We start from the raw sequence: 21,206 nt of genomic DNA on the forward strand, positions 1-21,206 counted from the left end.
CATGACGAACTCCGACGACAAGCTTGTCCAGGCCCTGCGCGCGTCCCTCAAGGAGACCGATCGGCTGCGGACGCAGCACCGCAAGCTCACCGCCACGCTCCGCGAGCCGATCGCCATCGTCGGCATGGCCTGCCGCTACCCCGGCGGCGTCTCCTCCCCGGAGGAGCTGTGGCGGCTCGTCGCCGACGGGGTCGACGCGGTCAGCGGCTTCCCCACCAACCGCGGCTGGGACCTCGAACGGATCTTCGACCCCGAGGGTGAACGCCCGCACACCACGTACACCCGGGAGGGTGGCTTCCTGCACGACGCCGGCGAGTTCGACGCCGGCTTCTTCGGTATCAGCCCCAACGAGGCGCTGATGATGGACCCGCAGCAGCACCTGCTGCTGGAGGCGTCCTGGGAGGCGGTCGAGCGGGCCGGCATCGACCCGGCCACCCTCAAGGGCACGCCCACCGGCGTGTTCGCCGGGATGATGTACCACGACTACGCGGCCAACAACAGCACCGGCTCCGTCGCCTCCGGGCGGGTGTCCTACGTGTTCGGTCTCGAGGGCCCCTCGGTCACCGTGGACACGGCCTGCTCGTCGTCGCTGGTGGCCATGCACCTGGCCGCACAGGCGCTGCGCTCCGGCGAGTGCACGCTGGCGCTCGCCGGTGGCGTCGCGGTGATGGCCACGCCCGAGACGTTCGTGGAGTTCAGCCGGCAGCGCGGGTTGAGCCCCGACGGACGGTGCCGCTCCTTCGCCGCCTCGGCCGGCGGGACCGGCTGGGGTGAGGGCGTGGGCATGCTGTTGCTGGAGCGGCTCTCGGACGCGCAGCGGCTCGGCCACCCGGTGCTGGCGATCGTGCGGGGCACCGCGGTCAACTCCGACGGTGCGTCGAACGGGCTGACCGCCCCGAACGGCCCCGCGCAGCAGCAGGTGATCCGGCAGGCGCTGGCCAACGCGCAGCTCTCCGCCGAGCAGGTGGACGCGGTGGAGGCGCACGGCACCGGCACCACCCTCGGTGACCCGATCGAGGCGCAGGCGCTGCTGGCGACGTACGGGCAAGACCGGCCGGCGGACCGGCCGCTCTGGCTCGGCTCGATCAAGTCGAACATGGGCCACGCGCAGGCCGCCGCGGGTGTGGCCGGTGTGATGAAGATGGTGCAGGCGATGCGGCACGGCGTGCTGCCGCCGACGCTGCACGTGGATGAGCCGTCGCGGCAGGTGGACTGGTCGGCGGGCGCGGTGGAACTGCTGACCGAGTCCCGGGAGTGGCCGGAGACCGGCCGGCCCCGGCGGGCCGGGGTGTCGTCGTTCGGGATCAGCGGCACCAACGCCCACGTCATCCTGGAACAGGCCCCCGAGGCGGAGGTGCCGGCCCCACCGGTCGCGGGGGCGCCGGTGGTGCCGTGGCCACTCTCCGGGAAGACACCGCAGGCGGTGACGGACCAGGCGGTACGGCTGCGGGCGTACCTGCTCGCCCACCCGGAGCTCCGGCCGGTCGACGTGGCCACGGCGCTCGCCGGCCGGTCGGCGTTCGCGCACCGGGCGGTGGCGGTGGGGGCCGACCGGGACGCCCTGCTGGACTCCCTGGCCGACCTGACCGTCACCCGCGCCGGTGCCGGCGCGACCGCTGCCGTCTTCAGCGGTCAGGGCGCGCAGCGCCTCGGCATGGGTCGTGCACTGTACGAGGCGTACCCGGTGTTCGCGGAGGCGTTCGACGCGGTGCTGGCGGGCTTCGGGCTCGCGGGGGACGACCGCGACCCGGACCTGGCGGGCGGCCCCGGCGCGGGCCTGCGGGACGTGGTGTGGGGTGACGACGTCTCGGCGTTGAACGCGACGGGGAGTGCGCAGCGGGCGTTGTTCGCGTTTGAGGTGGCGTTGTTCCGGCTGTTGGAGTCGTGGGGGATCCGGCCGGATTTCGTGGCGGGTCATTCGATCGGTGAGGTGGCCGCCGCGCATGTGGCGGGGGTGTTCTCCCTGGACGACGCGTGCAAGCTGGTGGCCGCGCGGGGCAGTCTGATGCAGGCGTTGCCGGCGGGCGGCGTGATGGTCGCGGTGCAGGCGACCGAGGACGAGGTGCGTCCGCTGTTGGTCGACGGCGTGGACATCGCGGCGGTGAACGGCCCGACCTCGGTCGTGGTCTCCGGCCTGGAGTCGGCCGTGGAGGCGGTGCTGGCCGGGTTGGGGGAGCGGAAGACGACCCGGTTGGCGGTGTCGCATGCGTTCCACTCGCCGCTGATGGAGCCGATGCTTGACGGCTTCCGCCAGGTGGCGGGGTCGCTGACCTACGCGGTGCCGTCGATCCCGGTGGTGTCGACGCTGACCGGCCGACTGGCAGGCGATGACGAGCTGAGCGATCCGGAGTACTGGGTGCGGCATGTCCGGCACGCGGTCCGCTTCGCCGACGCGGTCACCACTCTGGAGGCCGCCGGGGTGACCCGGTTCGTGGAGGTGGGACCGGACGCGGTGCTGACCGGCCTGGCCGCGCAGACGGTCACCGGCGAGCAGACCGTCACGATTCCCACCCAGCGTCGCGACCGGGACGAGGCGGCCACCCTGGCGACCGCCGTGGGTCGGCTCTGGGCCACCGGCGGGACCGTCGACCTGGCGGCGTGGTGCCCGACCGGATCGCGGGTCGACCTGCCCACGTACGCCTTCCAGCGGCAGCGCTACTGGCTCGGCACCCGGGAATACCTCACCGACTCCTGGTTCGCCGATGACCTCGGCGACCTGAACTCCGCCGGCCTGGTGACCGCCGAGCACCCCCTCCTCGGCGCGGTCGTCACGCTGCCCGACTCCGACGGGGTGCTGCTCACCGGCCGGCTGTCGCTGGACGCCCAGCCCTGGCTGGCTGACCACGCCGTGCACGGCACGGTCCTGCTGCCCGGGACCGGGCTGGTCGAACTCGCCCTGCGGGCCGGTGAGGAGGTCGGCTGCGACACCGTCGAGGAACTCACCCTCCAGGCCCCGCTGATCCTCCCCGAGTCCGGCGGCGTCGCCGTCCAGGTCGTCGTCGGCGCCGCCGACGACACGGGCGGTCGTACCGTCGCGATCTGGTCCCGCGGCGACCAGCCGGACGCCGGGTGGACCCTGCACGCCGAGGGACTGCTCGTCGCCGCGCCGGCCACCCCGGCCGACGACCTCGCCGAGTGGCCGCCGCGTGGGGCGACCCCGGTGCCGGTCGCCGAGGCGTACGAGTATCTGGCCGGCGAGGGGTACGGCTACGGGCCCACCTTCCAGGGCCTGCGGGCGGCGTGGCGGCGGGGCGACGAGGTGTTCGCCGAGGTCGCGCTGCCGGACCAGGCGGCGCAGGACGCCGGCCGGTTCGGCCTGCACCCCGCCCTGCTCGACGCGGCCATGCACGTCTCCCTCGTCGACGACGGCGGCCAGCGCGAGGGGGTGACCGTCCTGCCGTTCGTGTGGAGCGGTGTCACCCTGCGCGCAGCCGGCGCGGCGCAGCTGCGGGTCCGGATGGCGCCGACCGGCCCGCAGAGCGTCGCGCTCCTGGTCGCCGACGGCGCCGGCAGCCCGGTGCTCTCGGTGCGGTCGCTCACCTCCCGCCCCGTCTCGGCCGGTCAGCTGGCCGCGCCCGGCGCGGCGCGGCACGAGTCGCTCTTCACCGTGCGGTGGTCGCCGCTCACCACCCCCGCCGCGCCGGTCGGCACGGCCCGCTGGGCGGAGCTGACCGAGGGCGCCGAGGTGCCGCCGGTGGTCGTCCTCGACCTGCCCGCCACCACCGGGCCGGTGCCGACCGCGACGCGGCGGGTCCTCGACGAGGTCCTCGCCACGGTACGGACGTTCCTGGCCGATCCCCGCTTCGCCGCCTCCCGGCTCCTCGTCGTCACCCGCCACGCGGTCGGCATCGCCGACGAGGCGGTCGACCTGTCGACGGCGCCCGTCTGGGGCCTGATTCGGGCGGCCCAGGCCGAGCAGCCCGGACGCTTCGTCCTCGCCGACGTGGACGCCACCCCCGACGCGGTGACCCTCGCGGCCGCCGCCGGCGAGGCGGAGCTGGCGGTCCGCGACGGCGCGGTGCTCGTCCCGCGCCTCGTCCCGCTGCCGGTCGCCGCCGACGAGCCGACCGCGCCGGCCTGGGAGGCCGGCGGCACGGTCCTGGTCACCGGGGGCACCGGCGGCCTCGGCGCGGTGCTGGCCCGGCACCTGGTCACCGCGCACGGCGTCCGCCGCCTCGTGCTCGCCGGCCGCCGCGGCCCGGACGCCCCCGGGGCCGCGGAGCTGCGCGCCGACCTGCTCGCCGCGGGGGCCGAGGACGTCACGCTCGCCGCGTGCGACCTCGGCGACCCCGCCGAGGTACGCGCCCTCGTGGCGGCGGTGCCGGCGCGGTGGCCGCTGACCGGCGTGCTGCACGCCGCCGGGATCGCCGACAACGGGCTGGTGGAGACGCTGACCCCGGAACGCGTATCGGCCGTCCTGGCGGCCAAGGCTGACGCCGCTTGGTGGCTGCACGAGGCGACCCGGAAACTCCCGCTGACCGCCTTCGCCGCGCTCTCCTCGGCCGGCGGGCTCGTCCTCGCCGCCGGCCAGGGCGGGTACGCCGCCGCGAACGTCTTCCTCGACGCCCTGATGCGCGAGCGGCGTCGGCAGGGCCGGCCGGCCACCGCCATCGCGTACGGGCTGTGGCACGGCGCCGGTATGGGCCGGCACCTCGGTGACGTGGACCTGGCCCGGATGAGCCGGCAGGGCCTGCCCCCGCTCACCGTCGACCAGGGCGTACGCCTCTTCGACGCCGGTCTCAGCGCCGGGCACGCGGTGGTGGCAGCCCTGCGGGTCGAGCCGGCCGCCCTGCGTACCCGGGAGGACCTGCCGCCCCTGCTGCGTGGCCTGGTCCCGGCCGGACCCCGGCGGACCCGGGCGGTCGCCGGTGGCGGCGCGGTGCTGCTCCGCCGGCTCGCCGGCCAGCCCACCGCGCAGCGCGACCGGATCGTCCTCGACCTGGTCCGCGACCAGGTCGCCGGCGTGCTCGGGCACGCCTCGCCGGACGCCGTCGAGCCCGACCGGGCGTTCCAGGAACTCGGCTTCGACTCGCTCACCGCGGTGGAGCTGCGCAACAACCTGAACACCGCCACCGGGCTCCGGCTGCCCGCGACGCTGGTGTTCGACCACCCGACGGCGCAGGCCGTCGCCGCGCACATCCTCGACCTCCTCGATGGCGCGGACGTCGTCCCGGTCGCCCGGGCCGCCGCCGTGGACGACGATCCCATCGCGATCGTCGGCATGGCCTGCCGGTATCCGGGCGACGTCCGCAACCCCGACGACCTGTGGCGGCTGGTCGCCGACGGCGCCGACGCGGTGACCGGGTTCCCCACCGACCGGGGCTGGGACATCGCGCGGCTCTACGACCCCGAGCCCGGCAAGGAGGGCCGGACCTACACCCGCTCCGGCGGCTTCCTCTACGACGCCGCCGACTTCGACCCGGCGTTCTTCGGCATCAGCCCCAACGAGGCGCTCCGGATGGACCCGCAGCAGCGGCTGCTGCTCGAGTCGGCGTGGGAGGCGTTCGAACGGGCCGGCATCGACCCGGGCACGCTGCGCGGCTCGGCCACCGGCGTCTTCGCCGGCGTGATGTACCACGACTACGCCCTCGGCAACGAGGCCGCCACCACCAGCGGCGGCAGCCTGATCTCCGGCCGGATCGCGTACACCCTCGGGCTGGAGGGGCCCGCCCTGACCGTCGACACGGCCTGCTCGTCGTCGCTGGTGGCCATGCACCTCGCCGCCCAGGCGCTGCGCTCCGGTGAGTGCTCCCTCGCGCTGGCCGGCGGTGTCGCCGTGATGTCCCGCCCGGACATGTTCCTCGACTTCAGCCGGCAGCGCGGCCTGGCGCCGGACGGCCGGTGCAAGTCCTTCGCCGCCGCGGCCGACGGCGCCGGCTGGTCCGAGGGGACCGGCATGCTGCTGCTCGAACGGCTCTCCGACGCTCGCCGCAACGGCCACCGGGTGCTCGCCCTGGTCCGCGGCTCTGCGGTCAACTCCGACGGCGCCTCGAACGGCATCACCGCCCCGAACGGTCCGTCCCAGCAGCGGGTGATCCGGCAGGCCCTGGCCAACGCGGGTCTCGCGCCATCCGATGTGGACACCGTGGAGGCGCACGGCACCGGCACCACGCTCGGTGACCCGATCGAGGCGCAGGCGCTGCTGGCGACGTACGGGCAGGATCGGCCGGCGGACCGGCCGCTGTGGTTGGGGTCGATCAAGTCGAACATGGGTCACGCGCAGGCCGCGGCGGGTGTCGCGGGCGTGATCAAGATGGTGCAGGCGATGCGGCACGGTGTGCTGCCGCCGACGCTGCACGTGGATGAGCCGTCGCGGCAGGTGGACTGGTCGGCGGGCGCGGTGGAGCTGCTGACGGAGGCGCGGGAGTGGCCGGAGACCGGCCGGCCGCGTCGGGCGGGGGTGTCGTCGTTCGGGATCAGTGGCACCAACGTGCACGTCATCCTGGAACAGGCCACCGACTCGCCGGCCGGTGACCGGTCCGCGCCGCCGGCGCCGGTGGTGCCGTGGGTGTTGTCGGCGAAGACGCCGGCGGCGCTGGCCGAGCAGGCCGGCAACCTGCGGGCGCACCTGGACGCCCACCCGGAGCTGGACGTGCGGGACGTGGCGTACTCGCTGGCGGTGGGCCGCGCCGCCTTCGCGCACCGCGCGGTGGCGGTGGGCGTCGGCCGGGACGCGCTGCTCGCCTCCCTGACCGACCTCGCCCCGAACCGGACGGGCACCGGCGCGACCGCCGCGCTCTTCACCGGTCAGGGTGCGCAGCGCCTGGGCATGGGCCGCGAGTTGTACGACGCGTACCCGGTGTTCGCGGCGGCGTTCGACGCGGTGCTGGCGGGCTTCGGGCTCGCCGGGGACGACCGCGACCCGGACCTGGCGGGCGGGCCCGATACGGGCCTGCGGGCCGTGCTGTGGGGTGACGACGCCGAGGCGTTGCACGCGACCGGCAATGCGCAGCCGGCGTTGTTCGCCTTCGAGGTGGCCCTGTTCCGGCTGCTCGAATCCTGGGGGATCCGGCCGGACTTCGTCGCGGGTCATTCGATCGGTGAGCTGGCGGCCGCGCACGTGGCGGGGGTGTTCTCCCTGGACGACACGTGCAAGCTGGTCACCGCGCGGGGCAGTCTGATGCAGGCCTTGCCGGCCGGCGGGGTCATGGTGGCCGTGCAGGCGACCGAGGCTGAGGTCCGGCCGCTGCTGGTCGACGGTGTGGACATCGCGGCGGTCAACGGTCCGACGTCGGTGGTGGTTTCCGGTGTGGAGACGGCCGTCGAAGCGGTGCTGGCGAGGCTGGGGGAGCGGAAGACGACCCGGCTGCGGGTGTCGCACGCGTTCCACTCGCCGCTGATGGAGCCGATGCTCGACGGCTTCCGCGAGGTCGCCGGGTCGCTGACCTATTCGACGCCGGTGATCCCGGTGGTGTCGACGCTGACCGGTCGGCTCGCCGAGGCCGACGAGCTGACCGCCCCCGACTACTGGGTGCGGCACGTCCGGCACGCGGTCCGCTTCGCCGACGCGGTCACCACTTTGGCAGCCGCCGGGGTGACCCGGTTCGTCGAGATCGGCCCGGACGCCGTACTCACCGGCCTCGCCGCGCAAGCGGTGACGGGTGAGCAGGTCACGATCGCCACCCAGCGCCGCGACCGCGACGAGGCGGCCACCCTGACCGCCGCCGTCGGTCGGCTCTGGGCCACCGGCGTGCCGGTCGACCTGGCCGCCTGGTGCCCGACCGGGCGGCGAATCGAGCTGCCCACCTATCCGTTCCAGCGCGAACGGTACTGGGTGCACTCCGCGGCCTCCGTGGCCAGTGCGTCGGCGCTCGGACTGGAGGCGAGCGAGCACCCGTTGCTGACCGCGATGGTGCCGCTGCCGGACTCCGACGGGGTGCTGCTCACCGGCCGGCTGTCGCTGGACGCACAGCCGTGGCTGGCCGACCACGCCGTGCACGGCACGGTCCTGCTGCCCGGGACCGGGCTGGTCGAACTCGCCCTGCGGGCCGGTGAGGAGGTCGGCTGCGACACCGTCGAGGAACTCACCCTCCAGGCCCCGCTGATCCTCCCCGAGTCCGGCGGCGTCGCCGTCCAGGTCGTCGTCGGCGCCGCCGACGACACCGGCGGTCGTACCGTGGCGATCTGGTCCCGCGGCGACCAGCCGGACGCGGCGTCCACCCTGCACGCCGAGGGCCTGCTGATCGCTGCCCCCGCCGGCCCGACCGACGACCTCGACCAGTGGCCGCCGGCCGGCGCCACCGCCGTCGACATCGCCGACGCCTACCCGTACCTCGCCGATGGCGGGTACGGCTACGGACCCGCCTTCCAGGGGCTGCGGGCCGCCTGGCGGCGCGGCGACGAACTCTTCGCCGAGGTGTCGCTCCCCGAGCAGGCGGCGCAGGACGCCGGCCGGTTCGGGCTGCACCCCGCGCTGCTCGACGCCGCCATGCACGTCTCCCTCGTCGACGCCGGCGAGCGGTCCGAGGACGGGACCGTGCTGCCGTTCGCCTGGGGCGGCGTCACCCTGCACGCCGCCGGCGCGGCGCAGCTTCGCGTCCGGATGGCACCCAACGGCCCGCAGAGCACCTCCCTCGTCGTGGCGGACCCCACCGGCAGCCCCGTGCTGACCGTACGGTCGCTCACCTCCCGGCCGGTCTCCGCCGGCCAGCTGACCGCGACGAAGCAGGACTCGCTGTTCCGGGTCGACTGGACGCCGGTGACGCTGGCGACGACCGACCGCACCGACGACGCGATCGTGCACACCGTCGAACCGGGAACCGATGTCGCCGCCGTCCACCGGATCACCGGCGAGGCCCTGCTCGCGCTCCAGTCCTGGCTCGCCCGTGACGAGGAGACCGCACCGCGGCTGCTGGTGCTCACCCGGGGCGCGGTCGCGCTGCCCGGGGAGGACGTGACCGACCTGGCCGGCGCCGCCGTCTGGGGCCTGGTCCGCTCGGCCCAGCTCGAACACCCGGGCCGGATCGTCCTCGCCGACGTGGACACCGCCGCCCCGGACACCGCCGCCCTGCTCGCCGCCGACGAACCGCAGCTCGCCCTCCGTGGCGACGCGGCGTACGTGCCCCGGCTGGCCCGCGCCGCGACGACGGACACCGACGGCGCCCCGCCGTTCGACTCCGACAGCACCGTCCTGGTGACGGGTGCGGGTGGGATGTTGGGTCGCCTGGTGTCGCGGCATCTGGTGCGGCGGTACGGGGTGCGGCGGTTGGTGTTGGTGTCGCGCGGTGGCGCGGCGTCGATGGGTGATCTGGTCGGCGAGTTGGCCGGGGCGGGTGTCGAGGTCTCGGCGGAGGCGTGTGATGTGTCGGATCGGGTGGCGTTGGCGGGGGTGTTGTCGGCGTACCCGGTGACGGCGGTGGTGCACCTGGCGGGTGTGTTGGATGACGGTGCGGTGTCGTCGTTGTCGCGCGATCGGTTGTCGGGGGTGTTGCGGCCGAAGGTGGACGCGGCGGTGGCGTTGGACGAGCTGACGCGTGGGTTGCCGTTGACAGCGTTCGTGTTGTTCTCGTCGATCGCGGGTGCGTTCGGCAACGCGGGCCAGGGCGCCTACGCGGCGGCGAACGCGGCGCTGGATGCCGTGGCGATACGTCGTCGGGTGGCGGGGCTGCCGGGGTTGTCGTTGGCGTGGGGGTTGTGGGGTGACGAGGCGGGGATGGCCGCCGACCTCACCGACGCCGACGTCCGCCGCCTCGCCCGCGGCGGCATCCAACCGATCCACTCGGCGGAGGGCCTCGACCTCTTCGACCGGGCGCTGACCGTCGACGAGGCCGTCGTCGTACCCGTCAAGCTGGACCTCGCCGCCGTCGCGGCCGCCGGTGACGACGGGCCGCCCCTGCTGCGCGGCCTGGTCCGCCGTCCGGCGCGGCGCGGCGCCGCCGGCCGCTCCGGCACCGCGACCGGCCTCGAACGGCGGCTCGTCGGCCTCTCCCGCGAGGAGCGGGTGGCGCTGCTGCTCGATCTGGTCCGCGCCCAGGCCGCCGTCACGCTGGGCCACGCCGGCCCGGAGGCGATCGAGCCCGACCGGGCCTTCGACGAGCTGGGCTTCGACTCGCTCTCCTCCGTCGAGTTCCGCAACCGGATCGGCGAGGCCATCGGGCTGCGGTTGCCCGCCACCCTGGTCTTCGACTATCCCAACCCGTTCGTGCTCGCCGAACACCTGGTCGACGAGGTTTCCGGCCTCGTCTCCCGCGCGGTGGCGGCCGTGGCGACCAACGGCACGGACGAACCCATCGTCATCGTCGGAATGGCCTGCCGCTACCCCGGCGGCGTCACCTCACCGGAGGAACTGTGGCGGCTGGTCGCCGACGGCGTCGACGCGGTCAGCGGCTTCCCCACCGACCGGGGCTGGGACACCGCCGCGCTCTACGACCCCGAGCCCGGCCGCCCCGGGAAGACGTACACCCGGGAGGGCGGCTTCCTGCACGACGCCGCCGAGTTCGACGCCGGCTTCTTCAACATCAGCCCCAACGAGGCGCTCTGGATGGACCCGCAGCAGCGGTTGCTGCTGGAGGCCTCCTGGGAGGCCCTGGAGCGGGCCGGGATCGAGCCCGCCACGCTCAAGGGCACGCCCACCGGCGTCTTCGCCGGCATGATGTACCACGACTACGCGGCCAACAACAGCGCCGGCTCGATCGCCTCCGGCCGGATCTCGTACGCCTTCGGCCTCCACGGCCCGTCGGTCACCGTCGACACGGCCTGCTCCTCGTCGCTGGTCGCCATGCACCTCGCCGCGCAGGCGCTGCGCTCCGGCGAGTGCACGCTGGCGCTCGCCGGTGGCGTCGCCGTCATGGCCACCCCGGAGACGTTCGTCGAGTTCAGCCGGCAGCGCGGGCTGAGCCCCGACGGGCGGTGCCGCTCCTTCGCCGCCTCGGCCGGCGGGACCGGCTGGGCCGAGGGCGCCGGCGTGCTGCTCCTGGAACGGCTCTCCGACGCCCAGCGGCTCGGCCACCCGATCCTCGCCGTCGTCCGCGGCACCGCCGTCAACTCCGACGGCGCGTCGAACGGGCTGACCGCCCCGAACGGCCCCGCGCAGCAGCAGGTGATCCGGCAGGCGCTGGCCAACGCGGGTCTCGCGCCGGTCGAGGTGGACGCGGTGGAGGCGCACGGCACCGGCACCACGCTGGGCGACCCGATCGAGGCGCAGGCGCTGATCGCCACCTACGGGCAGGACCGGCCGGCCGACCAACCGCTCTGGCTCGGCTCGATCAAGTCGAACATGGGCCACACCCAGGCCGCCGCCGGCGTCGCGGGCGTGATCAAGATGGTGGAGGCGATGCGGCACGGCACCCTGCCCCGGACGCTGCACGTCGACGAGCCGTCGCCGCAGGTCGACTGGACGGCGGGCGCGGTCGAACTGCTCACCGAGGCCCAGCCGTGGCCGCAGACCGGCCGGCCCCGACGCGCCGCCGTGTCGTCCTTCGGCATCAGCGGCACCAACGCCCACGTCATCCTGGAACAGCCCCCCGTCACCGACGTGCCGCCCACCCCGGTGGCGCCCGTGGTGCCGTGGCTGCTCTCGGCGCGGACGCCGGACGCGGTGATCGACCAGGCCGGCCGGCTGCTCCGCACGGTGCGGGAACACGACGACTGGTCGGCGGCGGACGTCGGCGCGACGCTGGCCGGTCGCAGCGCCTTCGAGTACCGGGCGCTGGTGGTGGGCGCGGACCGGGAGGAGTTGCTGCGCCGGCTGGGCGAGGGCGTACTGCCCGTCACCCCCGTCGCGGGTGCGACCGCGTTGCTCTTCACCGGTCAGGGCGCGCAGCGCCTGGGGATGGGTCGTGCACTGTACGAGGCGTATCCGGTGTTCGCGGCGGCGTTCGACGCGGCGCTGGCGGGTTTCGACGGTGGGTTGCGGGCGGTGTTGTGGGGTGACGACGTTTCGGCGTTGAGCGCGACGGGGAATGCGCAGCGGGCGTTGTTCGCGTTTGAGGTGGCGTTGTTCCGGCTGTTGGAGTCGTGGGGGATCCGGCCGGATTTCGTGGCGGGTCATTCGATCGGTGAGCTGGCGGCCGCGCATGTGGCGGGGGTGTTCTCCCTGGACGACGCGTGCCGGCTGGTGGCCGCGCGGGGCAGTCTGATGCAGGCGTTGCCGGCCGGTGGCGTGATGGTCGCGGTGCAGGCGACTGAGGACGAGGTGCGTGCGCTGTTGGTCGACGGTGTGGACATCGCGGCGGTGAACGGTCCGACGTCGGTGGTGGTCTCCGGCGTGGAGTCGGCCGTGGAGGCGGTGCTGGCCGGGTTGGGGGAGCGGAAGACCTCCCGGCTGCGGGTGTCGCACGCGTTCCACTCGCCGCTGATGGAGCCGATGCTCGCCGACTTCCGCGAGGTGGCGGAATCCCTGGCCTACGCCGCGCCGACCGTCCCGGTGGTGTCCACGTTGACCGGCCGGCTCGCCGAGGCGGGCGAGTTGACCGATCCGGAGTACTGGGTGCGGCACGTTCGGCACGCGGTCCGCTTCGCCGACGCGGTGACCGCCCTGGAGGCCGCCGGGGTGACCCGGTTCGTCGAGGTCGGCCCCGATGCGGTGCTGAGCGGACTCGCCGAGGCGACTGTCACCGGGCCGCAGACGGTCACCGTCACCACCCAGCGCCGCGACCGCGACGAGGTGACCACCCTGGCCGCCGCCGTGGGCCGGCTCTGGACCGCCGGCGCGCCCGTCGACCCGACCGCCTGGTGCCCGAGCGGACGGCGGATCGACCTGCCCACCTACCCGTTCCAGCGCGAGCGGTACTGGATCCACTCGGCCGCAACGGGGACCGACGCCGCCGCGCTCGGCCTGGGAGCCAGCGAGCATCCGCTGCTGACCGCGGTGGTGCCGCTGCCGGACTCCGACGGGGTGCTGCTCACCGGCCGGCTGTCGCTGAACGCGCAGCCGTGGCTGGCCGATCACGCCGTGCACGGCACGGTCCTGCTGCCCGGTACCGGGCTGGTCGAGCTCGCCCTGCGGGCCGGTGAGGAGGTCGGCTGCGACAGCGTCGAGGAGCTCATCCTGCAGGCGCCGCTGATCCTGCCCGAGGAGGGCGGTGTCGCCGTCCAGGTCGTCGTCGGCGCCGCCGACGACACGGGTGCCCGGCCGGTGAGCATCCGCTCCCGTGGCGAGCACGACCCGGGGGCGCCCTGGACCACGCACGCCGAGGGCACCCTCACCGACGACACCACCGTCCCCGACGTGACCCCGCTGACGGTCTGGCCACCGGCGGGCGCGGAGGCGGTGCCGGTGGCGGGTGCGTACGAGATGCTGGCGGGGCTGGGGTACGGCTACGGGCCGGTGTTCCAGGGGTTGCGGGGGGCGTGGCGGCGCGGCGACGAGACATTCGTCGAGGTGGCGTTGGGTGATGCCGTCGCGGTCGACGGGTTCGGGGTGCATCCGGCGCTGCTGGACGCGGCGATGCACGGGTTGGTCGTGGCGGCCGAGGACGGTCGCGGGGATCGGGCGGTGCTGCCGTTCTCCTGGTCGGGTGTGTCGCTGGCGGCGGCGGGCGCGTCGGTGCTGCGGGTGCGCTTCGCGCCGGCCGGTGCGGACGCCGTCTCCGTGCTGGCAGCGGATCCGGCGGGCCGGCCGGTGCTGTCGGTGGGCTCGCTGGTGTCCCGTCCCGTCGCCGAGGAGGAGCTCGCCGCCCCCGCCTCCCGGGACCCGCTGTACCGGATCGACTGGACCCCCGCCACCGCCCGGGCCGACGACCGGCCCGCCACCGACGACGTGGTGGTGCTCGACGTGGAGTCGGGCACGGACGCGGCGGCGGTGCACCGGGTGACCGGGGACCTCCTGCTGGCCCTCCAGTCGTGGCTCGCCGGTGAGCAGGATGGACGGTTGCTGGTGGTCACCCGAAGCGCGGTCGCGCTGCCCGGGGAGGACGTGACCGACCTGGCCGGCGCCGCCGTCTGGGGCCTGGTCCGTTCGGCCCAGGCCGAACACCCGGGGCGCATCGTCCTCGCCGACGTCGACACCGCCGCGCCCGACACCGCCGCCCTGCTCGCCGTGGACGAGCCGCAGTTGCTCGTCCGCGCCGGCACCACGTACGTCGCCCGGCTGGTCCGGGTACCCGACACCGGGGGCTCCGACGTGCCCCGGATCGGCCCGGAGGCCACCGTGCTGGTGACGGGTGCGGGTGGGATGTTGGGTCGCCTGGTGTCGCGGCATCTGGTGCGGCGGTACGGGGTGCGGCGGTTGGTGTTGGTGTCGCGCGGTGGCGCGGCGTCGATGGGTGATCTGGTCGGCGAGTTGGCCGGGGCGGGTGTCGAGGTCTCGGCGGAGGCGTGTGATGTGTCGGATCGGGTGGCGTTGGCGGGGGTGTTGTCGGCGTACCCGGTGACGGCGGTGGTGCACCTGGCGGGTGTGTTGGATGACGGTGCGGTGTCGTCGTTGTCGCGCGATCGGTTGTCGGGGGTGTTGCGGCCGAAGGTGGACGCGGCGGTGGCGTTGGACGAGCTGACGCGTGGGTTGCCGTTGACAGCGTTCGTGTTGTTCTCGTCGATCGCGGGTGCGTTCGGCAACGCGGGCCAGGGCGCCTACGCGGCGGCGAACGCATGCCTGGACGCGGTGGCGATACGTCGTCGGGTGGCGGGGCTGCCGGGGTTGTCGTTGGCGTGGGGATTGTGGGCGGACGACAGCGGCATGGCCGCCGAACTCAGCGCCGCCGAACGCCAGCGCATCGCCCGGACCGGCATCGCCCCGCTCTCCGCGGCGCAGGGGCTGGCCCTGTTCGACGCCGCGCTGGGCCGCGACGAACCGGCCCTGGTCCCGGTACGCCTCGTCCCCGCCGCGCTCAGCGCCGCCGGCGACGAGCTCCCCCCGCTGTTCCACCGCCTCGTCCGGGTACGGACCCGGCGCAGCGCCACCGGCGGCGACCTGCGGCACCGCCTCGTCGGCCTCGACCGGGAGCGGTCCGCCGCCCTGATCCTCGACCTGGTGCGTACCCAGGCCGCCAGCACCCTCGGCCACGCCGGCCCCGAGGCCATCGAACCCGAGCGGGCCTTCGGCGAACTCGGGTTCGACTCGATCAGCGCCGTCGAGTTCCGCAACGGCCTCAACGCGGCCACCGGGCTGCGGCTCCCGGCCACCCTGGTCTTCGACTACCCGACCCCGCTCGCCCTGGTGGCGTACCTCCTCGACGAGGTCGCGGGGGACGGCCCGGCGGCCGTCGCCACCGCGACCACCACGGCGACCGACGAGCCGATCGTCATCGTCGGAATGGCCTGCCGCTACCCGGGTGGCGTCTCCTCACCTGAGGAGCTGTGGCGCCTCGTCGCCGACGGGGTCGACGCGGTCACCGAGTTCCCCGCCGACCGGGGTTGGGACGTCGCCGCGCTCTACGATCCGGAGCCCGGCCGCCCTGGCAGGTCGTACACCCGGGAGGGTGGCTTCCTGCACGACGCCGCCGAATTCGACGCCGGCTTCTTCGGCATCAGCCCCAACGAGGCCGTCTGGATGGACCCGCAGCAGCGGCTGCTGCTGGAGGCGTCGTGGGAGGCGATCGAGCGGGCCGGCATCGACCCGGGCACGCTGCGCGGCACCGCCACCGGCGTATTCGCCGGGATGATGTACCACGACTACGCCGAGAACCACAGCACCGGCTCGATCGCCTCCGGCCGGGTGTCGTACGTCTTCGGTCTGGAGGGCCCGTCGGTCACGGTGGACACGGCGTGCTCGTCGTCGCTGGTGGCGTTGCACCTCGCCGGCCAGGCGCTGCGGTCCGGGGAGTGCACGCTGGCCCTGGTGGGTGGCGTCGCGGTGATGGCGACCCCGGAGACGTTCGTGGAGTTCAGCCGGCAGCGCGGCCTGAGCGCGGACGGCCGATGCCGTTCCTTCGCCGCGTCGGCTGGCGGGACCGGCTGGGCGGAGGGTGTGGGGGTGCTGCTGGTGGAGCGGCTTTCCGACGCCCGCCGGCTCGGTCACCGGGTGCTGGCGGTGGTGCGGGGTACGGCGGTCAACCAGGACGGCGCGTCGAACGGGCTGACCGCGCCGAACGGTCCGGCGCAGCAGCGGGTGATCCGGCAGGCCCTCGCGAACGCGCAGCTCCAGCCCGGTGAGGTGGACGTGGTGGAGGCGCACGGCACCGGGACCACGCTGGGCGATCCGATCGAGGCGCAGGCGCTGCTGGCGACGTATGGGCAGGACCGGCCGGCGGACCGGCCGCTGTGGCTCGGCTCGATCAAGTCGAACATGGGTCACCCGCAGGCCGCCGCGGGTGTGGCCGGTGTGATCAAGATGGTGCAGGCGATGCGGCACGGGGTGCTGCCGCCGACGCTGCACGTGGATGAGCCGTCGCGGCAGGTGGACTGGTCGGCGGGCGCGGTGGAACTGCTGACCGAGGCGCGGGAGTGGCCGGAGACCGGCCGGCCGCGTCGGGCGGGGGTGTCGTCCTTCGGGATCAGCGGCACCAACGCCCACGTCATCCTCGAACAGGCGCCGGACGAGCCCGACCGGTCGGTCGAGGCCGCACCGGCCCCGATCGTGCCGTGGGTGCTCTCCGCCAGGACGCCGGAGGCGCTGGCCGACCAGGCGGCACGGCTGCGGACGCACCTGCTGGCGCAGCCGGACGTCCGGCCGGTCGACGTGGCCGCGGCGCTGGCGGCCCGCGCGGTCTTCGACCACCGGGCGGTGGCCTTCGGGACCGACCGGGAGGCCCTGCTGAGTGCCCTCGCGGACCTGCCCGGGGAGCGGACGGCAGCGGGTGCGACCGCCGCGCTCTTCACCGGTCAGGGCGCGCAGCGCCTCGGCATGGGGCGCGCGTTGTACGACACCTATCCGGTGTTCGCGGCGGCGTTCGACGCGGCGTTGGCCGGCTTCGGGCCGGCCGACCGGGACCCGGCTGCGGGCGGCGGTGGCGCGTCGGCGGGTGGCGGTGGCGACCGCGACGCTGGCCTGGTGGGCGGACCCGAAGAGCGGGGCCCTGACCTGCGGGCGGTGCTGTGGGGTGACGACGTCTCGGCGCTGAATGCGACGGGGAATGCGCAGCCGGCGTTGTTCGCGTTTGAGGTGGCGTTGTTCCGGCTCTTGGAGTCGTGGGGTGTGCGCCCAGATTTCGTGGCGGGTCATTCGATCGGTGAGCTGGCCGCCGCGCATGTGGCGGGGGTGTTCTCTCTGGCGGACGCGTGCCGGCTGGTGGCCGCGCGGGGCAGTCTGATGCAGGCGTTGCCGGCGGGCGGCGTGATGGTCGCGGTGCAGGCGTCCGAGGGCGAGGTGCGTGCGCTGTTGGTCGACGGTGTGGACATCGCGGCGGTGAACGGCCCGACCTCGGTCGTGGTCTCCGGCCTGGAGTCGGCCGTGGAGGCGGTGCTGGCCGGGTTGGGGGAGCGGAAGACCTCCCGGTTGGCGGTGTCGCATGCGTTCCACTCGCCGTTGATGGAGCCGATGCTTGACGGCTTCCGCCAGGTGGCGGGGTCGCTGACCTATGCGGCGCCGTCGATCCCGGTGGTGTCGACGTTGACCGGTCGGCTCGCCGAGGTCGGCGAGTTGACCGATCCGGAGTACTGGGTGCGGCATGTCCGGCACGCGGTCCGCTTCGCCGACGCGGTGAGCACTCTGGAGTCCGCCGGGGTGACCCGGTTCGTGGAGGTGGGACCGGACGCGGTGCTGACCGGCCTGGCCGCGCAGACGGTCGCCGGCGAGCAGACCGTCACGATTCCCACTCAGCGTCGCGACCGGGACGAGGTGGCCACCCTGGCCGCCGGCGTGGGTCGGCTCTGGGCCACCGGCGCGTCGGTCGACCTGGCCGCCTGGTGCCCCAACGGGCGGCGGGTCGACCTGCCCACGTACGCCTTCCAGCGGCAGCGGTACTGGTCGGTCTCCGCCACCGGGACCGGGGACGCCGCCGCCCTCGGGCTCGGCGCCACCGAGCATTCGTTGCTCACCGCCGTGGTCACCCTGCCCGACGACGGGGGTGCCGTCCTCACCGGCCGGCTCTCCCTCGACACCCAGCCGTGGCTCGCCGACCACGCGGTGCACGGCACCGTGCTGCTCCCCGGCACCGGCCTGGTCGAACTGGCCATCCGTGCCGGCGACGAAACCGGCTGCGGACGACTGGAGGAACTGACCCTCCAGGCCCCGCTGCTCATCCCGCCGCACGGCGGCGTCGCTGTCCAGGTCACCGTCGGCGCGGCCGACGACACCGGGATCCGGCCCGTCGCCGTCCACTCCCGCGACGAGGCCGACCCGGACGCCTCGTGGACCCGGCACGCCGAGGGATTCGTCGCGCCGACCAGCCCGGCGACGGTCGACGTGGACGCCCTGGCGGTGTGGCCGCCGGCCGACGCCGACGCGGTGCCGGTGGAGGGTGCGTACGAGGTGTTGGCGGGGTTGGGCTACGGCTACGGGCCGGTGTTCCAGGGGTTGCGGGGGGTGTGGCGGCGCGGCGACGAGACGTACGTCGAGGTGGCGTTGCCCGACGGGGTGGAGGTGGACGGCCTCGGGGTGCATCCGGCGCTGCTGGACGCGGCGATGCACGGGCTGATCGTGGCGGCCGAGGGCGGTCGTGGGGACCGGGCGGTGCTGCCGTTCTCCTGGTCGGGGGTGTCACTGGCGGCGGCGGGCGCCTCGGTGCTGCGGGTGCGCTTCGCCCCGGCCGGCGCCGACGCCGTATCGCTGCTCGTCACCGACCCCGCCGGTCAGCCGGTCCTGTCGGTCGACTCCCTGGTCTCCCGGGAGGTCAGCGAGGAACAGCTCGCCGCCTCCGGCACCGCCCGCCACCAGTCCCTGCTGGCCGTCGAATGGACCACCGCCCGCGTCTCCGCCGCGCCGACCGGCGCCACCCCGCCGCGCTGGGCCGACCTGCCCGCCGCCGGACCGGTGCCGGAGCTGGTGCTGCTCGACTGCGCGACCCCGCAGACCCCGGTGCCGGCGGCGGTCCGCGCGGTCCTCGACGAGGTGCTCACCGCCGTCCGCGCGTTCGTCGTGGAGGAACGCTTCGCCGCCGCCCGGCTCGTCGTGGTCACCCACGGCGCGGTCGACACCGGCCTGGACGCGGGCGTGGACGTCCGGGTCGCCCCGGTGTGGGGCCTGGTCCGCTCCGCGCAGGCGGAACAGCCCGGCCGCTTCGTCCTGGCCGATGTGGACGCCACCCTCGACGCCGTGCCACTGGCCCTCGCCACCGGCGAGGCCGAGGTGGCGGTCCGCGACGGCGCCGTGCTGGTGCCCCGACTGGCCCGGCTGCCGATCACCCCCGCCGACGAGGCGGAGCCGGCGCCGCGCTGGGAGGCCGGTGGCACGGTGCTGGTCACCGGCGGCACCGGCGGCCTCGGCGCCGTCCTCGCCCGGCACCTGGTGACCGGGCACGGGGTACGGCGGCTGGTGCTGGCCAGCCGCCGCGGCCCGGACGCCCCGGGCGCCGAGGAGCTCCGCGCCGAACTGCGCGACCTCGGCGCGGCCGAGGTCACCCTGGCCGCCTGCGAACTGGGCGACCCGGCCCAGGTGCGCGCCCTGGTGGCCGACATCCCGGCGCGGTGGCCGCTGACCGGCGTGCTGCACGCCGCCGGCGTCGCCGGCAACGGGGTGGTCGAGTCCCTCACCCCGCAACGGCTGGCGGAGAGCCTGGAACCCAAGGCGGACGCGGCCTGGCACCTGCACGAGGCCACCCGGCACCTGCCGCTGACCGCCTTCGTCGCGCTCTCCTCGGCCGGTGGCCTGGTGCTCGCCGCCGGGCAGGGCGGCTACGCCGCCGCCAACGTCTTCCTCGACGCGCTCATGCGGTACCGGCGGGCCGACGGCCTCCCCGGCACCGCGCTGGCCTACGGCCTCTGGACCGGCGCCGGCATGGGTCGGTACCTCGGCGAGGTCGACTTCGCCCGGGTGCGCCGCCAGGGCCTGCCGGCGCTGACCGTCGACGAGGGGGTGGCGCTCTTCGACGCCGGGGTGGCGGCGGACCGGGCGGCGGTCGTACCGCTGCGGGTGGACCTCGCGGCGCTGCGCAACCGCGAGGACCTGCCCCCGCTGCTGCGCGGGCTCGTCCCGCCGACCCGCCGGCGCAGCAGCGCCGGCCGGGTCGACCCGGCCGCGTTCCGCCGGCACCTGGCCACCCTGGACGAGGCCGGGCAGCTCGCCGAGCTGCGGGAGCTGGTGCTGACCAGCGCGGCCCAGCTGCTCGGGCACGCCGGCGCCGCCGACGTCGACCCCGCGCGGGACTTCCTGGAAGCGGGCTTCGACTCGCTCAGCGCGGTGGAACTGCGCAACGGGCTGAACGCGGCCACCGGCCTCCGGCTGCCGCCGATGATCGTGTTCGACAGCAAGAACCCCGCCGAGCTGGCCCGCAACGTGCACGCGGAACTCGTCGGCACGCTGGACCGCCCGGCCGACGGCGCGACCCCCGCCGCACCACGATGGGCGGACACCCTCAGCGACCTGTTCCGCAGCGCCGTGGAGGCCGGCAACTCGGCCCAGGGCTTCCAACTGCTGGCGGCGGTCGCCGCCATCCGGCCCCGGTTCACCTCGTCGGCGGACCTCGACCGGCCGCCGGTGGCCGTCCGGCTGGCGGGCGGGGAGCCGGGCACCGGCCGACCGCGACTGATCTGCATCAGTTCCCCCATCGCCACCGGCGGCGTGCACCAGTACGCCCGGGTGGCGTCCAGCCTCACCGCGCGCCGGCACGTGGCGGCGGTGCCGCTGCCCGGCTTCGCCCTCGGCGAGGCGCTGCCCGCCTCGCCGCCGGCCGCGGTCGCGGTGCTGGCCGACGCGGTCCTCGCCGCCGCCGAGGGGGAGCCGTTCGTGCTAATCGGCTACTCCTCCGGCGGGGTCATCGCGTACGCGGTGGCCGCCCACCTGGAGGCCGTCCGGGGGATCCGCCCGGCCGGGCTGGTGCAGCTCGACTCGTTCAAGCCCGGCCAGGACGCGAAGGGCGGCCCGCTGGACGACCTGATCCTCGGGCTGCTGGAGAAGGAGTCCGCCTTCGGCCGCTTCGACAGCGCCCGGCTCTCCGGCATGAGCGCCTACGGCGGCATGCTCGAGGAGTTCAGCCGGGCCCGGACCACCGTTCCGGTGTTGTTCGTGCAGTGCCTGGAATCGTTCCTGCCGCACGTCGGCGCGGACGACGACGGGAGCTGGCGGGCGCAACCGTGGGACGCCGGGCATCTCGTCCGGGGGGTGGCCGCCGACCACTTCACCATGGTCGAGGAGGAGGCCGGCGCCACGGCCCGGGTGGTCGAGGAATGGCTCGGCACCCTGCCTGGCGAGCGGCCGTGATAAGGGCCGAGCAGGGGCTCGGCTAGGGGTTCTC

1 protein-coding gene is annotated in these 21,206 nt (G+C 75.0%); it reads left to right on the forward strand.

Annotated elements, in window-relative coordinates; genetic code table 11:
• Position 1: 1 nt before the first annotated feature.
• Complete coding sequence (locus tag AC5RWQ_RS02450; protein WP_494281088.1) at positions 2-21,172, forward strand: SDR family NAD(P)-dependent oxidoreductase; 21,171 nt, start codon at positions 2-4, stop codon at positions 21,170-21,172.
• Positions 21,173-21,206 lie beyond the last annotated feature (34 nt).

This window comes from Micromonospora sp. BS32, from assembly GCF_059089345.1.